This is a genomic window from Arsukibacterium sp. (assembly GCF_041616895.1).
In the GTDB taxonomy this organism is placed as follows: domain Bacteria; phylum Pseudomonadota; class Gammaproteobacteria; order Enterobacterales; family Alteromonadaceae; genus Alishewanella.
In genome coordinates, this window is the sequence record NZ_JBFJPY010000057.1 from 1 (window position 1) to 22,549 (window position 22,549).

The window sequence follows — 22,549 nt, forward strand, 5'->3', positions numbered from 1 at the left end:
TGCGGCAATAAACGAGCTTTAGAAATATCAATCCGCTCTCTGGCCGCATTTCGAACCGCTTCTGCCCGCAGCAGTTGCGGATCTTTCTGCATGGCGAGCCGATAAACAGTGGTTAAATCTTCTGCTATGGCGCTAACGCTGAATACAGTTAACGAAGACAAAATTAAAGTACTTAAAAACGATTTTTTCATAATCACCAAGTCCTGGCTTAAGGAAACTGCACAAATGATAACCTGTTACGGTAAACTAAGTCAGGATTAAACCGTAAAGTTACCGTCAAGAGTGTAACAAAATGTGAGGGCAGACATGTCTGAAGTCAATAACGCGGATTATCCATCATTTAGCGCTGATGATGTAGAGATAATCGATAAAAGCACGGTTTTCCAGGGTTTTTTTCAGATTGAGCGCTGCCAGTTGCGCCATAAACTCTATCAGGGTGGCTGGAGTCGCCCAATGGTGCGGGAAATATTTGAGCGTGGCCATGCTGCTGCAGTACTACCGTACAATCCTCAAACTGATGAACTGGTACTGATTGAGCAGTTCCGGCCCGGTGCAATGATTGGAAACCGCAGCCCCTGGCTGCTGGAAACGATTGCCGGTATGATAGATGACCAGCAGACTGGCGAGCAAACCGCAAGGCGTGAAGCGCTGGAAGAGGCTGGGCTTGAGCTTGGCGCGCTATGGCCTATGCTTAGTTATTTTTCCAGCCCCGGTGGTACGACTGAGCGGGTGCAATTATTTCTTGGCCAGTTAACCGGGCCGGTGATGCCGGGTATTTATGGTTTGGCTCAGGAGCATGAAGATATCAAAGTGCAGTTGCTCTCCCGCACAGCGGCGATGCAATTGCTGGCCGAGGGCAAAATTGATAACGCTGCCACGGTAATTGCGCTGCAGTGGCTGACTTTACATTTAACTGAGGTGCGTTGCGCCTGGAGTAGTGATGCTGTTGACTAAAGCGCGGCAATATCAGCCGCAGTTACCTGATTTTCTGAGTTTATGCGAGCGCAATTATGCCCGCTTAAACCGTTTGCTGCCGGTAAAATTTACACCGGGATCCCGTTGGACGATTGCCATTAGTTCGCAGCAGCACTATCAGCTTAGTGTGCTCGAATGCGGGCCCTTCACCACCCGGCTGCAAATTGAGCTGCTAGGTGTGGCTATGTCGGTAGCAGGTAACAACGTGTTCAGTCCGAGTTTTGATGTGCAGCTCTACCACGATGCCCAGTTGGCTGAAGTGGTGCGGATGTCCCACCACCGCAAATTTGCTGCGCGTTATCCTTATCCTAATCCGCAAATGATGCAACCGGATGAAAAGCGGCAGATCAACCTGTTATTGGCAGACTGGCTGAAATTGTGTGTGGCTCAGGGCTATCATGCGACCACGCTGGACCTTAAGTAATGGCCGTATTGCAGTTAGCGGCTAAGGCGCCAGATTGTCCCTACCAGATTGTGCAGGTAAGTGATTGTCATTTATTAGCAGATATTAATGACGAGTATCAGGGCATTAAACCCGGACGTTACCTGCAGCAAGCCATCCGGACCATTGTTGATAACCCTTGCCAGCCTGATGCACTTATTCTCAGTGGTGATTTAAGTCAGGATCACAGCTTTTCTTCTTATCAATTGCTGGCGCAAATACTGGCGCCGTTGCGCTGTCCGGTGCTGGTGTTGCCGGGGAATCACGATGATTATGAGCATCTTAACTGGTTGACCAGTCAGACTCCTGTGGTTGCTGCCACCAGTGTGCGGCTGGCCAGCTGGCAGTTACTGTTGCTGGACACGAAAGGTGACACGCCGGCAGGTTTTTTTGATGCGAGACGCCGTGAGCAACTGGCCAGTGAATTTGCTAAAAGTGGCGCAGAGTGCTTCTGGCTGTTTAGTCATCACCATCCGTTGCCTTTAGGGAGCGCGATTGATAAACATGGCTGGCAGGATGCTGAGCCGTTCTGGCAGTTGCTGGCAACAGAGCCCCGGGTAAAAGGTCTGGCGCATGGCCATTGCCATCATGCTTATGTTAAAGCGCATCAAGCCATTCAGTTGGTGGGCTGTCCGGCCAGCTCGGTACAGTTTTGCCAGCAAGACACCTGGCAAACCCTCGATCACGGCCCGATGTATTGTCATTGGCAGTTTGCGGCCGATGGCCAGGTAAGCTGGCAATTTGTCACAGTAAGATAAAAAACACTAATAACAGGAGAGCGCGTTTGACGCTTTACTATTTACATGGCTTTGCCAGCTCATCGCAGTCCGTTAAAGCGGTGCAGGCCCGGCAGTATTTTAGCCAGCATTACCCGCAGCAACCTTTTGTGGCACTGGATTTAGCCTACACCCCGGCACAAGCGATGGCGCAGTTAACCGAGGTGATGGGTAAGGCCCCGCCGCAGGCGATTATTGGCAGCTCACTCGGTGGCTTTCTGGCTACCGTGATGGCCGAACGCTATCAGTGCCGGGCGTGTTTAATTAACCCGGCGGTGGCACCTCATCAGGTACTGGCAGAGTATCTGGGAGAGTACTATCATCCGGTGCTGCAGCAAAAGTTTAGAGTGCAATCGAGCCATATGGCTGAGCTGGAGCAATTGATGCCTGCCCGGTTGCGCCAACCGGCAAACTATTTAGTACTGTTGCAAAGCGGCGATGAAGTGTTAGATTACCGCAACGCCGTTAGCTATTATCAGGGCGCCCGGCAGCAGGTGATTTGCGGTGGTGATCACAGCTTTATCAATTTCGCCGGGTATTTGCCGGTAATTGCCGAATTTTGCCAGCTGACGCCGCATGACACCCCAAGGTCCCGTGAGCAGAACCTAACCAGACAGTGACAACAACTATGACAGAACAACTCTACAACGCCGAATCGATTGAAGTATTAACCGGGCTTGAGCCGGTGCAGCGTCGGCCCGGGATGTATACCGATACGACCCGCCCGAATCATCTGGCACAGGAAGTAATAGATAACAGTGTGGATGAAGCCCTGGCCGGACATGCGGATCTGGTACAAGTGATCTTGCATGATGATCAGTCACTGGAAGTTATTGATAACGGCCGGGGTATGCCAGTGGATATTCATCCGGAAGAGGGCGTGTCAGGGGTTGAGCTGATTATGTGTCGCCTGCATGCTGGTGGCAAGTTCTCCAACAAGAACTATCAGTTCTCAGGTGGCTTGCACGGGGTGGGTATTTCAGTGGTAAACGCATTATCCAGCCGGGTTGATGTCAGTATTCGGCGCGATGGCAACGTGTACGATATCGCCTTTGAACACGGTAACAAAGTGAGTGAACTGGCGATTAGCGGCACGGTGGGTAAACGCAATACCGGTACCCGACTGCGTTTCTGGCCAACCCCCAGTTATTTTGACTCACCCAAATTTTCAGTCAGCCGCTTGTTGCACGTGTTAAAAGCCAAGGCTGTGCTGTGCCCGGGGCTAACCGTAAAATTTGATGACAAAGTCAATCAGCAGCAATACAGCTGGTGCTATCAGGCGGGTATCCGTGATTATCTGGCTGAAGCGGTTCAAAATTACGTTGCGTTGCCCGAGCAACCCTTTGTTGGTAATTTCAGTGGCTCACAGGAGGCAGTGGAATGGGCCTTGCTGTGGCTGCCTGAAGGCGGCGAGTTAGTTACCGAAAGTTACGTCAATTTAATTCCTACCGCTCAGGGCGGGACCCATGTTAATGGCTTACGCCAGGGTTTATTGGAAGCGCTGCGCGAGTTTTGTGAGTTTCGAACCTTATTGCCCCGTGGCATAAAACTTTCGCCGGAGGACGTCTGGGATCGCTGTAGTTATGTGCTCAGTGTCAAAATGCAGGATCCGCAATTCGCCGGTCAGACTAAAGAGCGGCTATCGTCGCGTCAATGTGCGGCTTTTGTATCCGGCATTGTTAAAGACGCCTTTAGTCTGTGGTTAAATGAACATACCGATATTGCGCTGGCGCTGGCCGATTTTTGTATTAACAATGCCCAGAAACGTTTAAAAGCTGCGAAAAAAGTTATCCGTAAAAAAGTGACCTCGGGCCCGGCTTTACCGGGTAAGTTAACGGATTGTTCAGCACAGGATCTCAGTCAAACCGAATTGTTTTTTGTAGAGGGTGACTCGGCTGGCGGCAGTGCAAAACAGGCACGGGATCGCGAGTTTCAGGCGGTAATGCCATTGCGGGGTAAAATATTAAACACCTGGGAAGTAGATTCCGGACAGATTCTCGCCTCGCAGGAAGTACATGACATTTCAGTGGCTATCGGTATTGATCCCGATAGTCAGGACTTGTCGGGATTACGCTACGGCAAAATTTGTATTCTGGCCGATGCGGATTCAGACGGATTACATATTGCGACCTTGCTATGCGCACTATTTATGCGTCATTTCAGTGCGCTGGTTGCCGCGGGGCACATCTACGTCGCCATGCCGCCGTTGTATCGGATTGATATTGGTAAAGACGTCTACTATGCGCTGGATGAAGATGAGAAAAACGGCGTGCTGGACCGGATAGAAGCGGAGAAGAAGCGAGGCAAAGTGAATGTGCAGCGGTTTAAAGGCTTGGGTGAGATGAACCCATTGCAACTACGGGAAACGACAATGGATCCCAACACCCGCCGTTTAGTACAATTAACCATTGACGATGTAGCACAGACCATGGAACTGATGGATATGTTGCTGGCAAAAAAACGGGCAACCGATCGGCGTGACTGGCTGGAACTAAAAGGTGACCGGGCATTAATTGCCTAGTCAGAAGACGGGCTCTGCAACACCACTGATGAAGGATGTAATACCGTTTTGAAGAAAATCTGCCACTACTTTTGCGTGCTGTCATGGCTGTGCCTGGCGTTTGGCATACAGGCTCAGGCCATCCCGGACTGGCTGCTGCAGCTGGATAATATGAAATACCAACAGCCGGAGCAAAGTCTGACCATTCTTAACGAGCGCCAGCCGGAGTTTGCCACTCAGCCTGCAGCGGTACAAGCGTACTGGTTGCGCCAGCAAGCGGCGGTTTACAGTGCGCTGGGCCGGCATCAGCAACAACAGCAGGCGGCGCGCCAGGCTCTGGAGTTACTTAAAGATACCGAGTCAGCTTTAAAGGTGGAAGTATGGTACGAACTGGGTTACGCCCTGGAGATGGAGGTGCAGTTAACCCAGGCGCTAAGTCATTATCAGCAGGGCACGGCGTTAGCCACCTTACTGGATAACGAGAAACTGATTTTACGGGGACAGATTAATCAGGCCGCTATTTTAAGCGATCAGAACGATGACAAGCAGGCGTTATCAATGCTTAAAACGGTGTATCAACGGGCAGAATTACTGCAAGATCCGGAGATCCTGGCCGAGGTTAACGCTCAGCTAGGTCTGATGTATTCGTCGCTGGCCTTTGAAGATGATGCTGTGGCGTTCTTGCAGCGGGCCCTGGTGTTATATCAACAATTGGGCTGGGTAAAAAATGAAATCGCCGTATTGTTTAACCTGGCGCGCACCTTCAGCTATCAGCAGAAATATCAGCAGTCGTTAGATCATTTCAATCAGATGCTGCAACGCAGTTTAAATGCCAATGACGCGGTTAATCTGTATCACGCCTACCTGGGGTTGGCGATTACCAGCGCTGAAATGAGCCGGACCGAAGCCGCGCTTGGGTATATTGAGAAGGCAGAGCAGTATTTACCGCGGTTGCAATCGAGTTATCATGTGCAGTCGCATCATTACGAAAAAGCATTAATATACCGTGACTTAGAGCAAACTTCGCTGGCCATGCAACACGTGATGCTGGCGGAGCAGGCGGCAGAGCAACCTGCTGAGCAAGTGGAACATGTGACCTTGGCCATTAAACTGCTGCGGGCCGAATTATTGGCGCAGCAAGACCAATATCAGAAAGCGTACCTTGTAATGCAAGATTTTGTCGATGGATTTCAGCTGCTGCGTAACAAAGAGAATGAACTGGCACTGGAGCGGATCCGGCTGGAGTTTGACAGCGAGCGCCATCAGGTGCGTAGCAACCTGCTCGAAGCTGAAAACGAATTAAAAGCCCTGCGGTTGCAGGAGGTAGAGCGCAAACGGCAAATTCAGCTGCTGTGGCTCGGGATCCTTGGTTGCACCACGCTTATCTTACTTGGCATTGTATTGTGGCAATTCAGCCGCCGTGCCACTAAAACCAGTAGTAAAAGCAACGGTGTCTCCTTGTAGAGGCTCATGTAAAAGCCAACGTAAAAACTGGTATAAAAACGATATTTAACGACTTAGCTAAATAATAACAGGAACCGGCATGACAGAAACGGTGTTATCCCAAGATGGTGTAGAGCAGTTACCGCTGCGCCGCTTTACTGAAGAAGCCTACTTGAATTATTCGATGTACGTCATTATGGACCGGGCGTTGCCGCATATTGGCGATGGCCTCAAGCCAGTGCAACGACGGATAGTGTATGCTATGTCTGAACTGGGGCTGTCGCATCTGGCGAAATATAAAAAGTCTGCCAGGACGGTCGGTGATGTACTGGGTAAGTTTCATCCGCACGGCGACAGTGCCTGTTATGAAGCCATGGTGTTGATGGCGCAACCGTTCTCTTATCGTTACCCGCTGGTTGATGGTCAGGGTAACTGGGGTGCGCCGGATGATCCGAAATCATTTGCTGCTATGCGTTATACCGAAGCAAAATTATCTCGTTTTAGCGAAGTGTTATTATCAGAACTGGGCTCGGGTACTACCGATTGGGCGCCGAACTTTGACGGCACCCTGGAAGAGCCAAAAGTGTTGCCGGCGCGCTTGCCGCATATTTTGCTTAACGGTATTACCGGCATTGCGGTAGGTATGGCAACGGACATTCCGCCGCACAATGTGCGTGAGGTAGCCAACGCCTGCGCTGCCTTACTGGACAATCCGCAAAGCTCCATTACCGATTTAATGCAGTATGTAAAAGGCCCGGATTACCCGACCGATGCTGAAATTATCAGTTCGGCCAGTGATATTGCTGCAATTTATCAAAGCGGCCGTGGCAGCATTAAAATGCGCGCAGTGTATCAGCTTGAGGATGGCGAAATCGTGCTGACCGCATTGCCGCATCAGACCTCTGGGGCGAAAATTCTGGAACAAATTGCCGGCCAGATGCAGGCGAAAAAGTTGCCGATGGTCAGTGATTTGCGTGATGAGTCTGATCATGAAAACCCGACCCGCATTGTCATTATGCCGCGCTCAAACCGGGTGGATATTGACCAGCTGATGCAGCATTTATTTGCCACCACTGATTTAGAGCGCAGTTACCGGGTTAACTTAAATATTCTGGGACTGGACCAGCGGCCCCGGGTAAAGAACTTGCTGGAAATTCTGAACGAGTGGCTTAGTTTCCGTCGCGATACGGTGCGGCGGCGCCTGCAATACCGCTTAGATAAAGTACTCGACCGTTTGCATGTGTTAGAAGGCTTATTAATCGCCTTTTTAAATATTGATGATGTTATTCGGATTATCCGCACCTTTGATGAGCCCAAACCTGAACTAATCGCTTTTTTCGGTATTACTGAGCGCCAGGCAGAAGCTATTTTAGAGTTGAAACTTCGTCATCTTGCAAAACTGGAAGAAATGAAGATCCGCGGCGAGCAGGATGCGCTGGCCAAAGAGCGTGACAAGCTGCAAAGTATTTTAGGTTCAGAGAAAAAACTGACTAAATTGATCCGGGATGAATTGCTGGCCGATGCTGAGAAATATGGCGATGATAGGCGCAGCCCATTAGTCACCCGGGATGAAGCTAAGGCGCTTAGTGAAAAAGAATTATTGCCCAGTGAGCCGGTTAGCGTGGTGTTATCAGAAAAAGGCTGGGTACGCTGTGCCAAAGGCCATGATGTTGACGGCAACGCCCTAAGTTACAAGGCGGGCGATGCATTTAAAGCCATGGCCAGTGGCCGGTCTAATCAGCAGGCGGTGTTTATTGACTCCAGCGGCCGCAGCTATGCCACCGAAGCCCACGAGTTGCCGTCAGCACGTGGCCAGGGCGAGCCGTTGAGCGGTCGCTTTACCATCGTGGCCGGTGAAACGGTTGAGCATGTATTGCTTGGCGATGAGAAACGGGCGCTGTTATTAGCCAGCGATGCCGGCTACGGTTTTGTTGCAGAATACAGTGATTTACTCAGTCGTAATAAAGCAGGTAAGGCGGTGCTGAGTTTGCCCGTGGGCGCAAAAGTATTGCCGCCTCTTATCGTGAAACAACCCGAGACCGATTTACTGCTCTGTATTTCGAATGAAGGAAGAATGCTGGTATTTCCGGTAAGTGAATTACCTAAGTTGAGTAAGGGCAAGGGCAATAAATTAATGTCGATACCTACGGCCCGCGCAGCAAGTCGCGAAGAGTATGTCTGTCAGTTGGCGGTGGTGCCGGCCGATGGTGGCGTCACCCTGGTTGCAGGTAAGCGCAAACTTACCCTGAAAATGGCTGATTTAGCGCATTACGTTGGCGAGCGCGGTCGTCGGGGTAATAAATTGCCCCGTGGCTTGCAGCGAATTGATGAAGTGCAGCTGCAGCTTGGCAACACGCTAAATACGACAGCCAGCGATACCGGCAGTGATCCAACCAGCAATGACAGCTAAACCCGTTATACTATGCCCCTTTTCTGCTGAAGGGGCATAAGGTTGATAGCTGTCGTTAGGATCATTTTGCTGGCGTTGTTTTTTATCATCAGTACCATAGCGGGCCTGGTTGTATGTCTGGTGCGGCCTTTTCATCGTAATAATGTTGCCTTGTTTTCACACTGGTATGGCAGGGTGTCATGGATTTTAGGCATCAGTGTCGAGATCCGGCGAGACCTGGCAATCAAGCCAGGCACGCCCTATGTGTTTATTGCTAATCATCAGAATAACCTCGACTTATTTACCATGAGTGGCTCGGTGCTACCCGGCACCGTGACCCTTGGCAAAAAAAGTCTGAAGTATATTCCGTTTTTTGGGCAGTTATACTGGCTTAGCGGTAATCTGATGATTGATCGCAACAATAAAGAAAAAGCACTCAGCACCATGCTCGCTGCCGCCGAGCGGATAACCCAGCAAAATCTGTCAGTCTGGATGTTTCCGGAAGGTACCCGCAGTTATGGCCGGGGCTTATTACCGTTTAAAATGGGTGCGTTTCATATTGCGCTGGAGGCGAATGTGCAAATGGTGCCGGTTTGTATGAGTACCACCCATCAGCAAATTAAGCTAAACCGCTGGAATAACGGCAAGGTGATTATTCAGATGATGGCCCCGATTACCCTGAGCAAAGAGGACAGTATTCGTCAGTTTGCCAAAGACACCCGTCAGCTGATGGCAGACCATATCCGGCTGCTTGATACTGAGCTCGGCAACGACTACACTGCGCGAAACAGCAAATCAGAAGAGTAATTGCATGGAAAACTGGCAGGAATTTACCGAAGACACCATTAGTGCGTTATTAGAGGATGGCAGCGATCCGGACGCGCTATATACCGTTGAGCATCATTTTTACGATAAAGACTTTAACAAGCTGGAAAAACTGGCGGTTGAGCTGTTTAAGCTCGGTTACGAAGTAACCGATGCCGAAGAAGTCGAATTTGAAGATGGCGGCAGTGCCTGGGTTTTTGATGCCATTCGCGAGCAAGCGTTGGAAATTGCTCCTATAGTAGCCGACGCCATTAAGCTGGAGCAGCTGGCGCATAAGCATGGTGTGGAGTACGACGGCTGGGGCACCTACTTTGAAGGTGACGAAGACGAGTTTGAACTCGAAGACGACGAAGAATAAGTGTCCCGCATAGCAAAAAAAGCCGCTTTTAAGCGGTTTTTTTTTGCTATCAACAGCGGCGTTTCATATCGACACCAGTAATAAACGGCAGTTAACCGCCACCCAGCTTGCCTCGCAGCTTATCTGTTAATTTATCTTTAGCCTGATCTTTGACACCGGCCAGTTTGGCATTAAGCATTTGCTCAATATTACCGTCCATCGATTCAGCGGCACTGTCTTGCTGATTTAGGATACTCAGCCATTCACTCTGGCCTCCAAGCTGTTGTTGCAGTTTGCTGTCGAGCTTGCTGCGTAAATCGGATTGCAGCGCCGCTATTTTTGCTTTTGCCTCTCCCATAACGGCATCCGCCAGCAGTTTATCTAAGGGGGAACGAATACTGACTTGTGGTGCACTGATTAGCCCGGTGGCATTTAAATTCAATGGAATTTCTGCCTGCTGGTTCAGTAGTGTTGCCAGTTGCTGGATGTATTTATTGTCGCTGGCGTTAAACTCAGGCTGTTGTATTACCAGTTGCGCCTGCTGTTTAACCTGGTTATCAACCAGATTCAGTTTACCTGTGGTGCTGAGTTTGGCTGAAGCCAGTTGCAGTTGGGTATCGCCCCGGCCAATATCCATGCTATCGAGATTGATGCCTTGCAGTTGCCAGTTGACGTTTGTGACCATTTGTTCGAGCACGGCGAAGTCACCGTCCAGTTTTAGCAACGATAGCTGAGGCAAGCCGGAAACCTGGGCATTAAAGCGGGTGGCAGCGTTGATAATGTCATGCTGGGCAGTAATATCCTGAACTTCTATCAATGCTTCACCACCGCCAATCAACCAGTTTACCCGGGCATTTTTGATCCAGAAATTTGGATAAGGTTGACTGGGTAAAGGCAAAATACGGTTCGGCATGACAATTTCTGGTTCACTCGCTTCGCCACTGTTTGGCATATCAGCCGGGATATAAGGTTTTGCCAGGCGATACACTGCTTCTAGCTGGCCAATCCGCTCACCCCAGAAGTCGCCTAGTAAAATTTGGCTGATCGGTGCCAGACCGCCCTCACCAATATTGGCCAGGTCTTGCAGCTTTTGCCAATCACTGCTGCTGGCATCACGCACTGCGCTAACCGCTTGTTGCAGTTGCTGACGGCTTTGGCTTAGCTGCTCTTGTACGGCTTTTAATTTATCGCGTTCAGCCCGCAGGGTGTCTTGCAACTGCTTTAACTCGGCGGCTTTACTGGCTAAATCGGCCGGGTTCTCAATTTTACTGTCGGTCAGCGCTTTGATCTGCGCCTGAATTTGTTCCAGTTTTGCTTTGTCGGGCAGCTGTGACTGTAACTCCTTCAGCACTTGCTGCTGATCTTTGGCCAGCTGTTGCAATTCTTCGCCTCGGGCCACCGTTTTTAAATCAGCTCTGGCCATAAGCTCATCAGCGTTAGGTAAGTCCAGTCGCAACAACTGTTGTAAGTCGACTTTATCGGCCGGATCAGCATTAGGACCCCGAAATACCTTGCCAGGGCTGCTGCGCTCTGTGCCATAGGCCAGGCCGTCAACGGTTAAATCGTCAATAACGTAATAGCCCAATAAGGCAGGCCACACTTCTATTGCTGCCTTGGCGTTGGCAAAGCTAATGGTATTATGGCTGGGTTTGGCGTTATCGGTAATTTGCAATTCGCTGATGTTGAGCGAAAGCGGTGCCAGACTTACTGACACATTGCTGATATTGACCTCAGCGCCTACCGCTTTTTCCAGGCTATAAACCATACCGAGCCGGATAGCTGTGCCGATAAACAGATAAACTAACGCCAAAATAGCTGCCAGCATCGCAAGAAAAATTAACCAACCGGATTTACGGATCATAAAGCGCTCCTTAATTTAATTTTTCATACAATTGCACCAGCTTGCTGGCTTTTAACATCTGCATCACTTTCCAATGTTGCACTTTGCTCATCACCCGGTCACGGTAATGTTTAACCAGTATGGTACCCAACCAGGCAACCGGAACGAGTAATAGGATGCCCAGCACAAAAGCGCCCAGCACCAGGGTGTGATGTAAGTGCAGCATTTGCAGCGTTTCGCTTTGCGCCAACAGCTGCAACAAAGCCGGGCTTTGCGCATATTGCCAGGTTAACGCTTCTAACGAATCACCAAAAATGAACATCAGACCGCTGCACAGGCCCCACACCAGAATAAAGGTGGCCAGATTAATGGTAAACAGGCACACCAGCAGAATGATCAGTAGCGTGAGTATGCCAAAAGGCAGTAAACCGGCTAACAGACCAAGGCCAATAGCCCAGCCAATTTGCCAGGGGGATGCTTCGGAGTTCAGTACTTTAAGAATTCGGGCGAGCAGCGTTAGCATAGGACATCCTTATAGTCACAATCATTGCTTTATATAAGGTAACAGGCGCACCGGTGTTTGTCAGCTGCCGTTATAGAGGAAGAACTCTGGGCTGTTAAATAACAGACTGGTGCTTTTGCGGACAATAGCCTGCAACATGCGATAAAAGGACGCCGGAAATCAGCATAAAGCGGTTACGATTAGTAAATGCTGATTAAAAAGGAATATTAATGCGCCACGTTTTATTGAGTTTAATCCTGTTGCTATTGATGGCTGGTTGCAGCGACCGAAACAACAGCACGGTACATCAAAACAATGCAGAACCTGCCTGGTTATCTGTTCAGGCTGCCCAACAGGCACTGGCTAGCGGTGATTTAAGCAGTGAGCAGCTGGTCAGCTACTATCTTCAGCAAATAGAAGACCATAATAATCAGGGGTATCAGCTGGCCGCAATCAGTGATATTAACGCACAGGCACTGGCTCAGGCGCGAATACTTGATCAAGAGCGTGCCGATGGCAAAATTCGTTCGGCATTACATGGTTTGCCTGTGGTGTTAAAAGCGAACATTGCCACCAAAGACCAGATGCCTACCACCGCGGGCGCACTGGCTCTGAAGGGGCATTTAACAGCTGAAGATGCAGCGTTGGTAAGCCAGCTGCGGACTGCCGGCGCGATTATTCTGGCAAAAGCCAATTTGTCAGAATGGGCTAATTTTCGCGGTGAAAACTCAGCCAGCGGCTGGTCGGCCTTAGGTGGTCAGGTCCGAAATCCGCATTTACTTAGTCATAGCCCTTGTGGTTCCAGTTCAGGCTCCGCTGTGGCGGTTGCAGCAGACTTGACATTGCTGGCGGTAGGCACTGAAACTGATGGTTCTATTATGTGTCCCGCCGCAATTAACGGTATTGTTGGCATAAAACCAACCCGCAGTACAGTATCGGGTACAGGCATTATTCCGATTGCTAAAGCGCAGGATATCGCCGGGCCAATGGCCAGAACGGTTTATGGTGCAGCATTGTTACTGGATGAAATGTTAACTGCTGCAGCGAAAAACCAGTTTGAACTGCCACTGAGTGAGGCAGCTCAGCAGGCCACGTCAGCCAAAAAAGTATTGCTGGTAAGGGCTTATGATAAACAGGATGCGGCGTTAGCACCGATGCTGGATAAGCTGACAGCGACGCTGCGTGCTGCAGGTATCGAGGTGGTCAGCACGGATACCTGGCAGTTACCGGCGGAATTGGATCAGGCAGAGCTGAAAGTATTGGTTTATGAATTTAAGCGTGATTTAGAACAGTGGCTGCAAGATTATCAGGTGCCGGCAGAGCGCGATACCCTGGCGGAGATTGTGGCCTTTAATCGGGCTCAGGGCGAGGAAGCGCTGGCTTTCTATGGTCAGGAGTATCTGGAGCAGGCAGCTGCCATTGATCTGGACGCCGACAAAGCCAGTTATCAGCAGGCACTAGCTCGCAGCCGCCACTTGGCGGAAGCCGCCTTAGATCAGTATTTAGTTGAGCAGGGAGTTGATGCGATAATTCTGCCATCCTATGGCCCAGCCTGGCCGATTGACCATATTAAGGGTGATGCCTTTAATTTTGGTACTTCCACCGCCGCCGCGGTAGCCGGTTACCCGTCAATCACGATACCTGCAGGATACAGCGGTATTTTACCTTTGGGTATTAGCCTGGTTGGTTTGCCCTGGTCGGAGCCTGAGTTATTAGCACTGGCGGGTTTACTGGAACAGCGGTTAGCGGCGTATCAGCGCCCAGGCTTTGTTGCAGAGCTCACCAAGTAGTGGCGGAAAGTTGACGTTTTCGCCGCTAAGGCGTAATCTTGGCGGTAATGTTAACGTAAACTGATCTGTCGAAGACTATCCAACTATGTTGAGTAACCTGGTACAACAGCAAAAATACTGGACTATCCCCCTGATGGTCAGCCTTGCTTTGTCCTGGTGTTTACTGCTGTGTGGTGGATTAGTGAATCAGGCTAAAGCCATGGAGCATATGCTGCCTGCTGCTTCTGCTCTGAATGACACTGTCCTGAGCGAAACTAAGCTGACTGAAGACGTCCCGCCTTGCCATGGCCAACAGGCTGTTGCCAAGGATGATTCCGGCGGGAAAAGTGCATTGCATGACAATTGCTCTGGCTGTGAGACACCGGCAACTCAGCTGGATCCGTTGTCGCTGCCGGCTATGGTGCTTTTAGTCAGTTGGTTGCATGTCACCGAAATCTGGTCAGTTAAGCAACCTTTTAACAATTGGTTTGCTCACTCGCCTCCGCCACGACCTTCAGTTCCGCTTTATTTGCGAAAAAACCTGCTGCTTATTTGATACCAACCGTGTTCGCTACGGTCCTTTTTGGTATGTCAAAAGCAGAGGTTTTACTATGTTTATCCCGGTTAAAAGCGCGATGCTGGCCAGTTTGCCAGTATTATTGTTTCTCCATGGCAATGTGGTGGCAGCCCCTGCCCAGCAAAGCCCTGTTATAAAGCAAAGCGCTGTTATTAAACAAAGCCCAGTGCAGCAATTCACTGTGTCTGCTGAGCAAGCAACAGTATATACCTGCTCAATGCACCCGCATGTACGCTCTGCTAATCCTGATGACCGCTGCCCTATTTGTGGCATGGCGCTTATCCCGGTGGCAATCGATCAACATGAGCATCACGCTGAGCAGGTGTCTGCCAACGCGGGTTCTGACCAATTGCGCTTAAGTCCGCGAGCCTACGCAATGCTGCAACCTGAATTAACGCCGGTACGCCGGCAGCGGGCAGAGGGCAGTATTGCGCTGGTCGGGATGCTGGCGGCCGATCAGAGCCGCTTAAAAACCATTAGTGCCTGGACATCCGGTCGGATTGAAAAATTTTACCTCAGTAGCGACGGCGTAAACGTTAGCGCCGGCCAGCCGATGGCGGAGATTTTTAATCCCGATCTCATTGTTATCCAGCAAGAACTGGTGCAAGCCAAACAGCTTAGCGCGGCCAAAGGCACCAGCCTTAGCGCTGATACTACCCTGGCTGCTGCGCGCCGGCGTTTGCGGTTATTGGGGGTGCCTGCAAGCCAGATTGATACGCTTTTTGAAAGCGAAGTATTGCAGGATACTGTAACCATTAGTGCGCCGGTGTCGGGTCGGGTGCTGGATAAACTGGTGAATGAAGGCGCCTATGTCAGCGCTGGCCAACCGCTGTTTACCGTATTGCAGCTCGATAAGGTATGGCTTGAGCTGGAAGCATTCGAGCATCAGCTAGCGGCCATTGCCGTCGGCCAGAGCATGAGCGTTGAACTGTTAGCGCTGCCGGGCGAAAGCTTTACAACCGAAGTGTTGCTATTAGAGCCCGTGGTAGATAGCAACCGACGTACGGTAACGGTGCGGGCGTTACTCGACAACCCACAAGGGCAGTTAAAACCAGGCATGCTTGCCCGGGCAAGACTGAGCGACAGTCTGGACGATGTTTTGCTGATCCCGGCATCGGCCGTGCTGCAAACCGGCTCGCGCGCACTGGTGTATGTGCAGCAGGCTGCAGATTCCCCCACGTTTGTTGGCCGAGAAGTCACGCTCGGCCGAAGGTTTGATGATCAGTATCAGGTGCTGTCTGGCCTTGCTGAAGGCGAGTTGGTGGTTAGTAAGGGCGCGTTCCGGCTGGATAGCGAACTACAAATTCGTGGCCTGCCAAGCATGATGGCGCCGGATGGGATAACTTATGATCCGCATGCTGCGCATCGACCCAATAAAAATCTTGCCGCTAAAAACGAGGATAATACCTCGGAACACACCAGCGCACAGCAGCCAGCAGAGGATAATTTTCGTTTAACAACGGCAGAAGAAACAACATTACTGGCTGCTTATCAGCAAGCATATCTGGCACTGACAGAAGATAATCTTATGGCGTGGCAACAGGCAATGACGACGTTTCAGCAGCAAGTGGCAGCGATTGCCTGGCCGGAAAACTTTCCTGGTATCGTGCGGGCACTTAAAGCGGGCGTTGATAAGCCACAGCAGGTGAGCAGCCTGGCTGAGGCAAGGCAACAGTTTTACCGGCATAATCTCGGTTTACTAAGGCTGGCCGAGCTTGGCGTGCTGGCCGCAGGCTGGTATCAGGCTTATTGCCCAATGGCCCGTGACGGCGAAGGTGCTGCCTGGTTGCAGCCGCAAGCTGAGTTATTAAACCCCTATTTTGGACCGGCGATGCTGCGTTGCGGTGATATCCAGCTTCGGTTCGACGCTCAGGAGCACGATCATGCCGGCCACTGAACAACAGGTTACATCGGTATTCGACCGTATGCTGGCAGGTTGCCTTAAGCAAAAACTTCTGGTGATACTGCTAAGTGGTTTGCTGTTAGTTGTAGGTGCTGCCTATGCGCCTTTCGGCTGGCAAAGCAGCATGCCGCTGGAGCCGGTGGCAGTTGATGCTATTCCCAACCTTGGGGAGAATCAACAAATTGTCTTCACCGACTGGCCTGGTCGCTCGCCGCAGGATGTAGAAGATCAACTCAGTTATCCGCTGAGTGTCGCCTTAATGGGTGTGCCTGGCGTGAAGGATGTGCGAACGCTGTCGATGTTCGGCTTCTCCAGCATCGCTGTTATTTTTGAGGAAGGTATTGAGTTTTATTGGGCGCGCAGCCGTTTACTGGAAAAACTGGCCAGTTTACCAGCCGATACCCTGCCTGAGAGCGTGCAACCTGCGCTCGGGCCCGATGCAACCGCACTGGGACAGGTGTTCTGGTACACCCTGGAAGGACGCGACCCGGCAGGTAACCCGACTACAGGCTGGGATTTGGAAGAGCTGCGCTCGGTGCAGGACTGGTATCTGCGCACAGGCTTACTGGCGGCCGAAGGGATCAGTGAAGTGGCCTCTATCGGCGGCTATCAGCGTGAATACCAAATTGAAGTCGACCCGGATTTGCTGCGTATTCATCAGGTAACCCTGGCTGAAGTCAGCGCAGCGGTAATGGCCGCGAATCTGGATGTTAGTGCCGGTAGCCGGGAAATTAATGGCGTAGAGTACCTGATCCGCGGCGTTGGTTTTATTAAAAATCTGGCAGATATTGAACAGGCGGTCGTGCGGCTGGCACCGGACCTGACCCCCATCCGGGTGGCCGATGTGGCAAGGGTGCAATTTGGTCCTGCTGCCAGACGCGGCGCGTTAGATGTTAATGGCGCCGAAGCTGTCGGCGGGGTGGTGACAGTGCGCGAAGGCTACAACCCGCGCCAGGCGATTACTAATGTTAAACAGCGTTTAACTGAGGTCAGCCGTGGCTTGCCGGCCAAAGCGGTGATTGACTGGCAACACACCTCGGCGACTGAGGTGGATGCGTTTGCCCGCGAGCAGCAACTGCCTGTCTGGCAAGGGCGGGATGACAGTGTACAACAGGCGTGGCAGCAGTTTTTACGCAGTGAGCCAGCGGATAGCTGGCCCGCCTGGCTAACGTTAAGCCAGCTGACGGTTGTCCCCTTTTATGATCGCAGTGAATTGATCGGTGAAACCCTCGGCACCTTGCAGGATGCTTTAACTCAACAGCTGCTGATCACCATGGTGGTGGTTCTGGCGATGCTATTGCATTTACGGGCGGCGCTGGCGGTTAGCTTAATGCTGCCTGCAGCGGTGTTGCTGAGCTTTATTGCCATGAAATGGCTGGCGGTTGATGCCAATATCGTCGCGTTGGCGGGTATTGCCATAGCGATTGGTACTATTGTCGATATGGGCATCATCGTTAGTGAAAACCTGCTGCGCCAACGCCAGCTTCAGCCAGAGTTGCCTGCCAGCAAGGCGGTGCTGCTGGCAGGCAAAGAAGTTGGGCCGGCTATTCTTACTGCCATTAGCACCACAATAATCAGTTTTTTGCCGGTATTTACCATGACCGGTGCAGAAGGCAAACTGTTTGGCCCGCTAGCCTACACTAAGACCTTTGTATTGCTGGGGGCGGCGTTACTGGCATTAACGGTGCTGCCGGTGCTGCTGAATTTATTATTCAATTGGCGTAAGCAGGATATCAGCCGTGGCTGGCAGCTCTGGCTGCTAAACAGCCGCCGCTGGTGGCTGTTAGCGGCACTGGTGTTGCTATGTATCTGGCTTGGATCGTTGCTGCTGTGGCTTTCTACGATGCTCTATGCAACGGTATTGTTATGGCAACACTATAGCGCGCGGTTACTGGCCAGGCTAAGCCAGCAGTGGCCGATGTTCAGTCACTATTGCCGCCGTTCCCAACAACGTGCTGGCCGCCTGCCGCTAACCGCCTGGCAGCTGGGTCATGGCCTACTGGTGCTTGGGGTACTGCTGGCGGTGGTTACGTTACTCAGCCAGGTCTGGTTGCCGCTCGGGCCGGTGCAAGGCGTTCTGGCTAACTGGAGCTTCGTCGTGTTGCTGCTGGCCACGGTGCTTGGGTTTTTCTTTGTTTTTCTGTGGGTTTACCCAACCTTACTTCAGGCCTGTTTACGGTTGAAGTGGCTGTTTTTATTGCTGCCACTATTATTAGTGGGCTATGGCAGTACTGTTTGGCTGGGTGCGCAGCATACCCTGAGCTGGCTGCCCGGGCTTTCTGAAAAACTGATCCAACGCTATCCAGGCATGGGCCGGGAGTTTATGCCAGCGCTGGACGAAGGGGCGTTTTTGTTAATGCCAAGCCTGATGCCGCATACCTCGATAGCGGAAGCGCTGACAGTATTACGCCAACAGGATCAGGCAATAGCCGCTATTCCTGAAGTGCGCTCGGTGGTCGGCAAAATTGGCCGGGCCGATACTGCACTTGATCCGGCGCCACTTGGCATGATTGAAACGGTGATCCAGTATCACAGTGAATTTAAAACCGATGCTAATGGCCGGCGGCTGTATTATCGTTTTGACAAGCAGGCTAACGAGTTTGTCCGCGATAACACCGGCCAGCTGATTGCCGATAGCGGCGGCCGCCCCTACCGGCAGTGGCGAGAGCACATTAATTCGCCCGATGATATCTGGCAGGAGATTGTTGAGGCTGCGCGGCTGCCTGGGGTAACCTCAGCGCCAAAACTGCAGCCGATAGAAACCCGCCTACTGATGTTACAAACCGGGATGCGGGCGGCGATGGGGGTTAAATTGTCGGCACCGGATCTGGCAACTCTAGATCTGTTGGCGCAACAGGTTGAAGCGATACTGCGTGAGGCACCCGGCGTTCAGCCAGCGTCTGTTAGTGCCGAGCGGGTAGTCGGTCAGCCTTATCTGGAAATTCATCCTGACCGCGAAGCAATTGCCCGCTTTGGTTTGAGTATGCAGCAAGTGCAACAAACGCTGGCTACTGCGATTGGCGGTATGGACGTGGGGCGCTCGGTTGAAGGGCGGGAGCGTTTTGGCATTACTGTGCGTTATATGCGGGAGCGGCGTGATACGCTGGAGCAGCTGTCTGAGGTGTTAATCGACACCCCGGCCGGTTACCCGGTACCCCTAACTCAACTGGCGGACATTCGCTATCAGCGCGGCCCGCAGATGATTCGTTCAGAGAACACCTTTTTAACGGCTTATGTTACTTTTGGTAGCTTGCCCGGCTTTGCAGAAGTAGAGGTAGTTGAAGCGGTCGAAGCGTATCTGAACAGTACCCTGCAAGCGGGCGACTGGCAATTACCCTCTGGCGCCAGTTATAGCTTTGCTGGCAGCTTTGAAAACCAGCAACGGGCCGCAACCACGTTGGCATGGGTAGTGCCACTGTCGTTGCTGCTGATTTTTATGTTGCTGTACCTGCAGTTCCGGCGGGTGAGTAGTACGCTGATTATTTTTAGCAGCATTGCACTCGCCTGGGCCGGTGGCTTTATCATGCTCGACTGGTTTGGCCAAAGCTGGTTTTTAAATGTCAGCCTGTTCGATACTAACCTGCGCGAGCTGTTCCAGCTGCAAGGTTATAATTTAAGTATCGCGGTGTGGGTTGGCTTTTTGGCGTTATTTGGTATCGCGGTAGACGATGGCGTGGTGATGGCCAGCTACTTAAAACAGCAATTTGCCGATGTTAAGCCGCAAAGCCGGGCTGAAGTACGGCAATTAGTGCAGCAGGCCGCGCAAAAACGCATTCGCCCTTGTTTGATGACTTCGGCCACCACCATACTGGCATTATTACCGGTGTTAACCGCCACTGGCCGCGGTGCTGATTTAATGATCCCAATGGCGATACCCACCTTAGGTGGCATGCTGTTTGTGCTGCTTAGTGTGCTGATGGTGCCAGTGTTGTACTGTGCGGTGGAAGAACGGCGGGTTGCCAAGCAGACACACTAGCACTCGACTGCAATACCCCATTTGGCTTGCCACAGCAACTCGCCTGCGGCTCAGACACTCTGTGGCAACCAAATCGGGTTTCCAGTCTCACGCTTCAGTCCGACAGCGAGAGCTGGAACACCCTAATCCGGTTTGAAGCCCGACTGAACAACGCTAAATTAAGCCAAGAGTATAAAGCCAAAGAAGGCCACTATCGCCGCGATTAACGCATAAGGGAACTGGGTTAACGCATGGCTCATCAGGTTACAGCCTGAACCTTGCGCTGCCAGTACCGTGGAGTCACTGTAAAAGCAGGCCTGGCTACCAAAAGAGCTGGCCGATAACAAAGCGCCAATGACCAATGGAATATTCGCATCTACTGCAAACGCCAGCGGCATGACGATTGGAATAGATACCGCAAAAATACCCCAGCTGGAGCCTGTGGCAAACGCCAGAATTGCCATTGCCAAAAATACCAGTGCCGGCAGCATCTGTGCGCTCATATAGGGAGCAAGGTTTTCGATGATATACAGTGGCAACCCAAGTTTATCGCAGACATCTTTAAATATAAATGCGGCAATAACAATACTTATTGCTGGCAGCATGGTTTTAAAGCCATTCATCATCACGTCCATCATTTCAGATAAGGACATTAACTTTTGCACACCATAATAAATAAATGAAAATACCAGAGCGGCAATCACCCCTTTTAAAATATCAGGTTCACTTAACGACTCGCCAAGCAGCATCGTGAACGCGATAAGCGCCAACATCGGCATGACAAAATTATGCACTTTTCCGTGTTTATTGCTGGTTTCAAATTCTTCTTCTATCGAGTTCACAGCATACTCATCACTGGTATGGTAGGGCATTTCATCCATTGCGTAATTCTGCAAGCGCGCGCCGGCCTGAGGATTATCAGCTAACTCACATTCAACCGGTGTACCCTGCATCGTAGCCTGTTCCGCTTTTTTCATCGGCCCAATATCTGGCATCAGTTTCAACGTCACTAACATAACAACAATAATGGCCATAATCGGGTACAACATGTAAGGAATGGCCTCAATGTAAACGGCTACGCCTTTGCCTTGCTCGGCAACATTGTTGTCTTCGAGCAAACCACCAAAAAATACCGCCCAGGTGGAAATGGGCACCAGTACACAGATTGGCGCCGCCGTTGAATCGACGATGTAAGCGAGTTTTTGCCGTGAGACTTTAAACTTGTCAGTAACCCGTTTCATTGCTTCGCCAACGGAGAGGGCGTTCAGATAATCATCTACAAAAATGACACAGCCCAGTAAAAACGTCATAAACATCGATGAACGTGGTCCGCTCGCTTTTCTGGCACCGAAACGGCCAAAGGCTACCGCACCACCAGTATGGATCAGCAAACCAATCAGGGCACCAAACCCGGCGCACACCAAAATTAACCAGCCGATGGTTTCATCCTGCATTACGTTAACAGAGATCTCTGAAAAGTTTGACAACGCCTCCAGGGGGTTTATCAGTAGTAAGCCGGTAACGGCACCTAATATCAGCGCAAGAATGGGGCGTTTTAGCCAAACAGCAAAAGTTAATACAATTAACGGCGGAATTAAACTTAATGCAGAAGGTGTAACAGAGGCCGCTTCAATGGCGGCAGCAACAGGCTCGGCAAGGTTTCCTACATTACTATCTGCTGACATTGCGATTCTCAAGTAACATTCCGGCACACCGGAATTAGGTTAATAAACCGTTGCAACAGGAACCAAAGCAACGGAACGCACAATACATTGTGGCGTGACGGGACGCGTGAAGTACCACGGCGCAATAATATCAAAAAAATATTTTTCCACCAGAAAATTGTACTGTAGGCCGCTCAGATGTGAGTAAACCGTCACAAAAATTTACATTAATGATATGGGTTGATAAAAAATCGTGTAAAAACATCGTTATAAAAGTTGGCGTGTTTAATGCTTTACCTTCTTAGAACGCGGATACTTGTGGTAATTCGCCCTTTTGTTCCAGTAAGGAGATTGATATGAACAAACTTACCAAGGGGATGTTAGTTGGCGCTACGTTATTAGCTGCGCCATTTACCCAAGCAGCAGTAATGGAGTGGTCTTATAACGTAACAACTGAATGGCTTGCGGCAACCTTTACTGCGGGCGGTGGGACACAGATTCAAAACAGCTCACTGATTAGTTGGGGTAGTGCGGGCGGCGATCATACCGATCCAAGTCAAAGTGCCGCTAATTCACGCAGTGGTTTACAAATAACCGAGTCACCGGCAATGGGCCTTATTGAAACTAATAATATGCTGCCATCGCCAACAAA

Annotated in this window: 16 protein-coding genes and 2 pseudogenes; 14 read left to right on the forward strand and 4 right to left on the reverse strand. The window is 51.0% G+C overall.

Going from position 1 to position 22,549, the window contains the following annotated elements; translation table 11 throughout:
- Positions 1 to 191 (reverse strand): annotated as a pseudogene (tolC, locus tag ABY802_RS10700) (outer membrane channel protein TolC); the annotation flags it as partial.
- Between the two features lie 115 nt (positions 192 to 306).
- Here tolC and nudF point away from each other — a divergent pair.
- The 9 genes from nudF to rraB all read left to right on the forward strand — a co-directional run bounded on the left by nudF (position 307) and on the right by rraB (position 9,708).
- Positions 307 to 954: an ADP-ribose diphosphatase gene (gene nudF / locus ABY802_RS10705; protein ID WP_372627025.1), complete on the forward strand. Its 648-nt coding sequence runs from the start codon at positions 307 to 309 to the stop codon at positions 952 to 954.
- Positions 941 to 1,399 (forward strand): DUF1249 domain-containing protein, encoded by a 459-nt coding sequence (locus tag ABY802_RS10710; RefSeq protein ID WP_372627026.1) that lies wholly within the window; start codon positions 941 to 943, stop codon positions 1,397 to 1,399. The genes nudF and ABY802_RS10710 overlap by 14 nt, the downstream gene beginning before the upstream one ends.
- Complete coding sequence (locus ABY802_RS10715; RefSeq protein WP_372627027.1) at positions 1,399 to 2,175, forward strand: metallophosphoesterase; 777 nt, start codon at positions 1,399 to 1,401, stop codon at positions 2,173 to 2,175. Before ABY802_RS10710 ends, ABY802_RS10715 begins: the two co-directional genes overlap by 1 nt.
- Before the next feature lie 26 nt (positions 2,176 to 2,201).
- Entirely contained in the window at positions 2,202 to 2,813 is a 612-nt protein-coding gene (locus ABY802_RS10720) for a YqiA/YcfP family alpha/beta fold hydrolase (protein WP_372627028.1), read from the forward strand.
- Positions 2,814 to 2,821: 8 nt separating this feature from the next.
- Entirely contained in the window at positions 2,822 to 4,714 is a 1,893-nt protein-coding gene (gene parE, locus ABY802_RS10725; protein WP_372627029.1) for a DNA topoisomerase IV subunit B, read from the forward strand.
- Positions 4,715 to 4,762: 48 nt separating this feature from the next.
- Positions 4,763 to 6,157 carry a hypothetical protein gene (locus ABY802_RS10730; protein WP_372627030.1) on the forward strand — a complete coding sequence of 465 codons (1,395 nt, stop codon included), beginning with the start codon at positions 4,763 to 4,765 and terminating at the stop codon, positions 6,155 to 6,157.
- Between the two features lie 79 nt (positions 6,158 to 6,236).
- A complete protein-coding gene (parC, locus tag ABY802_RS10735; RefSeq protein WP_372627031.1) occupies positions 6,237 to 8,546 on the forward strand; it encodes a DNA topoisomerase IV subunit A in 2,310 nt (769 codons plus the stop codon).
- Between the two features lie 42 nt (positions 8,547 to 8,588).
- Positions 8,589 to 9,332, forward strand: coding sequence for a 1-acylglycerol-3-phosphate O-acyltransferase (locus ABY802_RS10740; protein ID WP_372627032.1), 744 nt, complete (start codon positions 8,589 to 8,591; stop codon positions 9,330 to 9,332).
- A gap of 4 nt (positions 9,333 to 9,336) precedes the next feature.
- A complete protein-coding gene (rraB, locus tag ABY802_RS10745) occupies positions 9,337 to 9,708 on the forward strand; it encodes a ribonuclease E inhibitor RraB (RefSeq protein ID WP_372627033.1) in 372 nt (123 codons plus the stop codon).
- Positions 9,709 to 9,799: 91 nt separating this feature from the next.
- On the opposite strand, the gene ABY802_RS10750 is transcribed toward rraB, so the two are convergent.
- Together ABY802_RS10750 and ABY802_RS10755 are read right to left on the reverse strand one after the other, a co-directional pair.
- The gene (locus ABY802_RS10750; protein ID WP_372627034.1) at positions 9,800 to 11,548 is read right to left on the reverse strand and encodes a TIGR03545 family protein; all 1,749 of its coding nucleotides are present in this window, start codon (positions 11,546 to 11,548) and stop codon (positions 9,800 to 9,802) included.
- A gap of 10 nt (positions 11,549 to 11,558) precedes the next feature.
- Entirely contained in the window at positions 11,559 to 12,050 is a 492-nt protein-coding gene (locus ABY802_RS10755) for a TIGR03546 family protein (protein WP_372627035.1), read from the reverse strand.
- A gap of 209 nt (positions 12,051 to 12,259) precedes the next feature.
- Between ABY802_RS10755 and ABY802_RS10760 the strand changes: the two genes are divergently transcribed.
- The 4 genes from ABY802_RS10760 (at position 12,260) to ABY802_RS10775 (ending at position 20,254) form a co-directional block, all read left to right on the forward strand.
- Positions 12,260 to 13,819 (forward strand): amidase, encoded by a 1,560-nt coding sequence (locus ABY802_RS10760; protein WP_372627036.1) that lies wholly within the window; start codon positions 12,260 to 12,262, stop codon positions 13,817 to 13,819.
- An 85-nt stretch (positions 13,820 to 13,904) separates the two neighbouring features.
- Entirely contained in the window at positions 13,905 to 14,354 is a 450-nt protein-coding gene (locus ABY802_RS10765) for a hypothetical protein (protein ID WP_372627037.1), read from the forward strand.
- Between the two features lie 55 nt (positions 14,355 to 14,409).
- Positions 14,410 to 16,272: an efflux RND transporter periplasmic adaptor subunit gene (locus tag ABY802_RS10770; RefSeq protein ID WP_372627038.1), complete on the forward strand. Its 1,863-nt coding sequence runs from the start codon at positions 14,410 to 14,412 to the stop codon at positions 16,270 to 16,272.
- On the forward strand, positions 16,259 to 20,254 hold the full coding sequence (locus tag ABY802_RS10775) for an efflux RND transporter permease subunit (protein ID WP_372627039.1): 3,996 nt from the start codon (positions 16,259 to 16,261) through the stop codon (positions 20,252 to 20,254). Before ABY802_RS10770 ends, ABY802_RS10775 begins: the two co-directional genes overlap by 14 nt.
- A 158-nt stretch (positions 20,255 to 20,412) precedes the next feature.
- Here the strand turns inward: ABY802_RS10775 and ABY802_RS10780 are convergent, their stop codons facing one another.
- Positions 20,413 to 21,918, reverse strand: a complete 1,506-nt coding sequence (locus tag ABY802_RS10780; protein ID WP_372627040.1) for a Na+/H+ antiporter NhaC family protein — start codon at positions 21,916 to 21,918, stop codon at positions 20,413 to 20,415.
- Positions 21,919 to 22,253: 335 nt separating this feature from the next.
- Here ABY802_RS10780 and ABY802_RS10785 point away from each other — a divergent pair.
- A pseudogene (locus tag ABY802_RS10785) lies at positions 22,254 to 22,549 on the forward strand (PEP-CTERM sorting domain-containing protein); the annotation flags it as partial.

What these genes read in the sequence shown, in the direction of transcription:
- nudF (WP_372627025.1), top strand. Translation starts at nt 307, where the DNA reads ATGTCTGAAGTCAATAACGCGGATTATCCATCATTTAGCGCTGATGAT.
- ABY802_RS10710 (WP_372627026.1), top strand. Translation starts at nt 941, where the DNA reads ATGCTGTTGACTAAAGCGCGGCAATATCAGCCGCAGTTACCTGATTTT.
- ABY802_RS10715 (WP_372627027.1), top strand. Translation starts at nt 1,399, where the DNA reads ATGGCCGTATTGCAGTTAGCGGCTAAGGCGCCAGATTGTCCCTACCAG.
- parE (WP_372627029.1), top strand. Translation starts at nt 2,822, where the DNA reads ATGACAGAACAACTCTACAACGCCGAATCGATTGAAGTATTAACCGGG.
- parC (WP_372627031.1), top strand. Translation starts at nt 6,237, where the DNA reads ATGACAGAAACGGTGTTATCCCAAGATGGTGTAGAGCAGTTACCGCTG.
- rraB (WP_372627033.1), top strand. Translation starts at nt 9,337, where the DNA reads ATGGAAAACTGGCAGGAATTTACCGAAGACACCATTAGTGCGTTATTA.
- ABY802_RS10750 (WP_372627034.1), bottom strand. Translation starts at nt 11,548, where the DNA reads ATGATCCGTAAATCCGGTTGGTTAATTTTTCTTGCGATGCTGGCAGCT.
- ABY802_RS10755 (WP_372627035.1), bottom strand. Translation starts at nt 12,050, where the DNA reads ATGCTAACGCTGCTCGCCCGAATTCTTAAAGTACTGAACTCCGAAGCA.
- ABY802_RS10760 (WP_372627036.1), top strand. Translation starts at nt 12,260, where the DNA reads ATGCGCCACGTTTTATTGAGTTTAATCCTGTTGCTATTGATGGCTGGT.
- ABY802_RS10765 (WP_372627037.1), top strand. Translation starts at nt 13,905, where the DNA reads ATGTTGAGTAACCTGGTACAACAGCAAAAATACTGGACTATCCCCCTG.
- ABY802_RS10770 (WP_372627038.1), top strand. Translation starts at nt 14,410, where the DNA reads ATGTTTATCCCGGTTAAAAGCGCGATGCTGGCCAGTTTGCCAGTATTA.
- ABY802_RS10775 (WP_372627039.1), top strand. Translation starts at nt 16,259, where the DNA reads ATGCCGGCCACTGAACAACAGGTTACATCGGTATTCGACCGTATGCTG.
- ABY802_RS10780 (WP_372627040.1), bottom strand. Translation starts at nt 21,918, where the DNA reads ATGTCAGCAGATAGTAATGTAGGAAACCTTGCCGAGCCTGTTGCTGCC.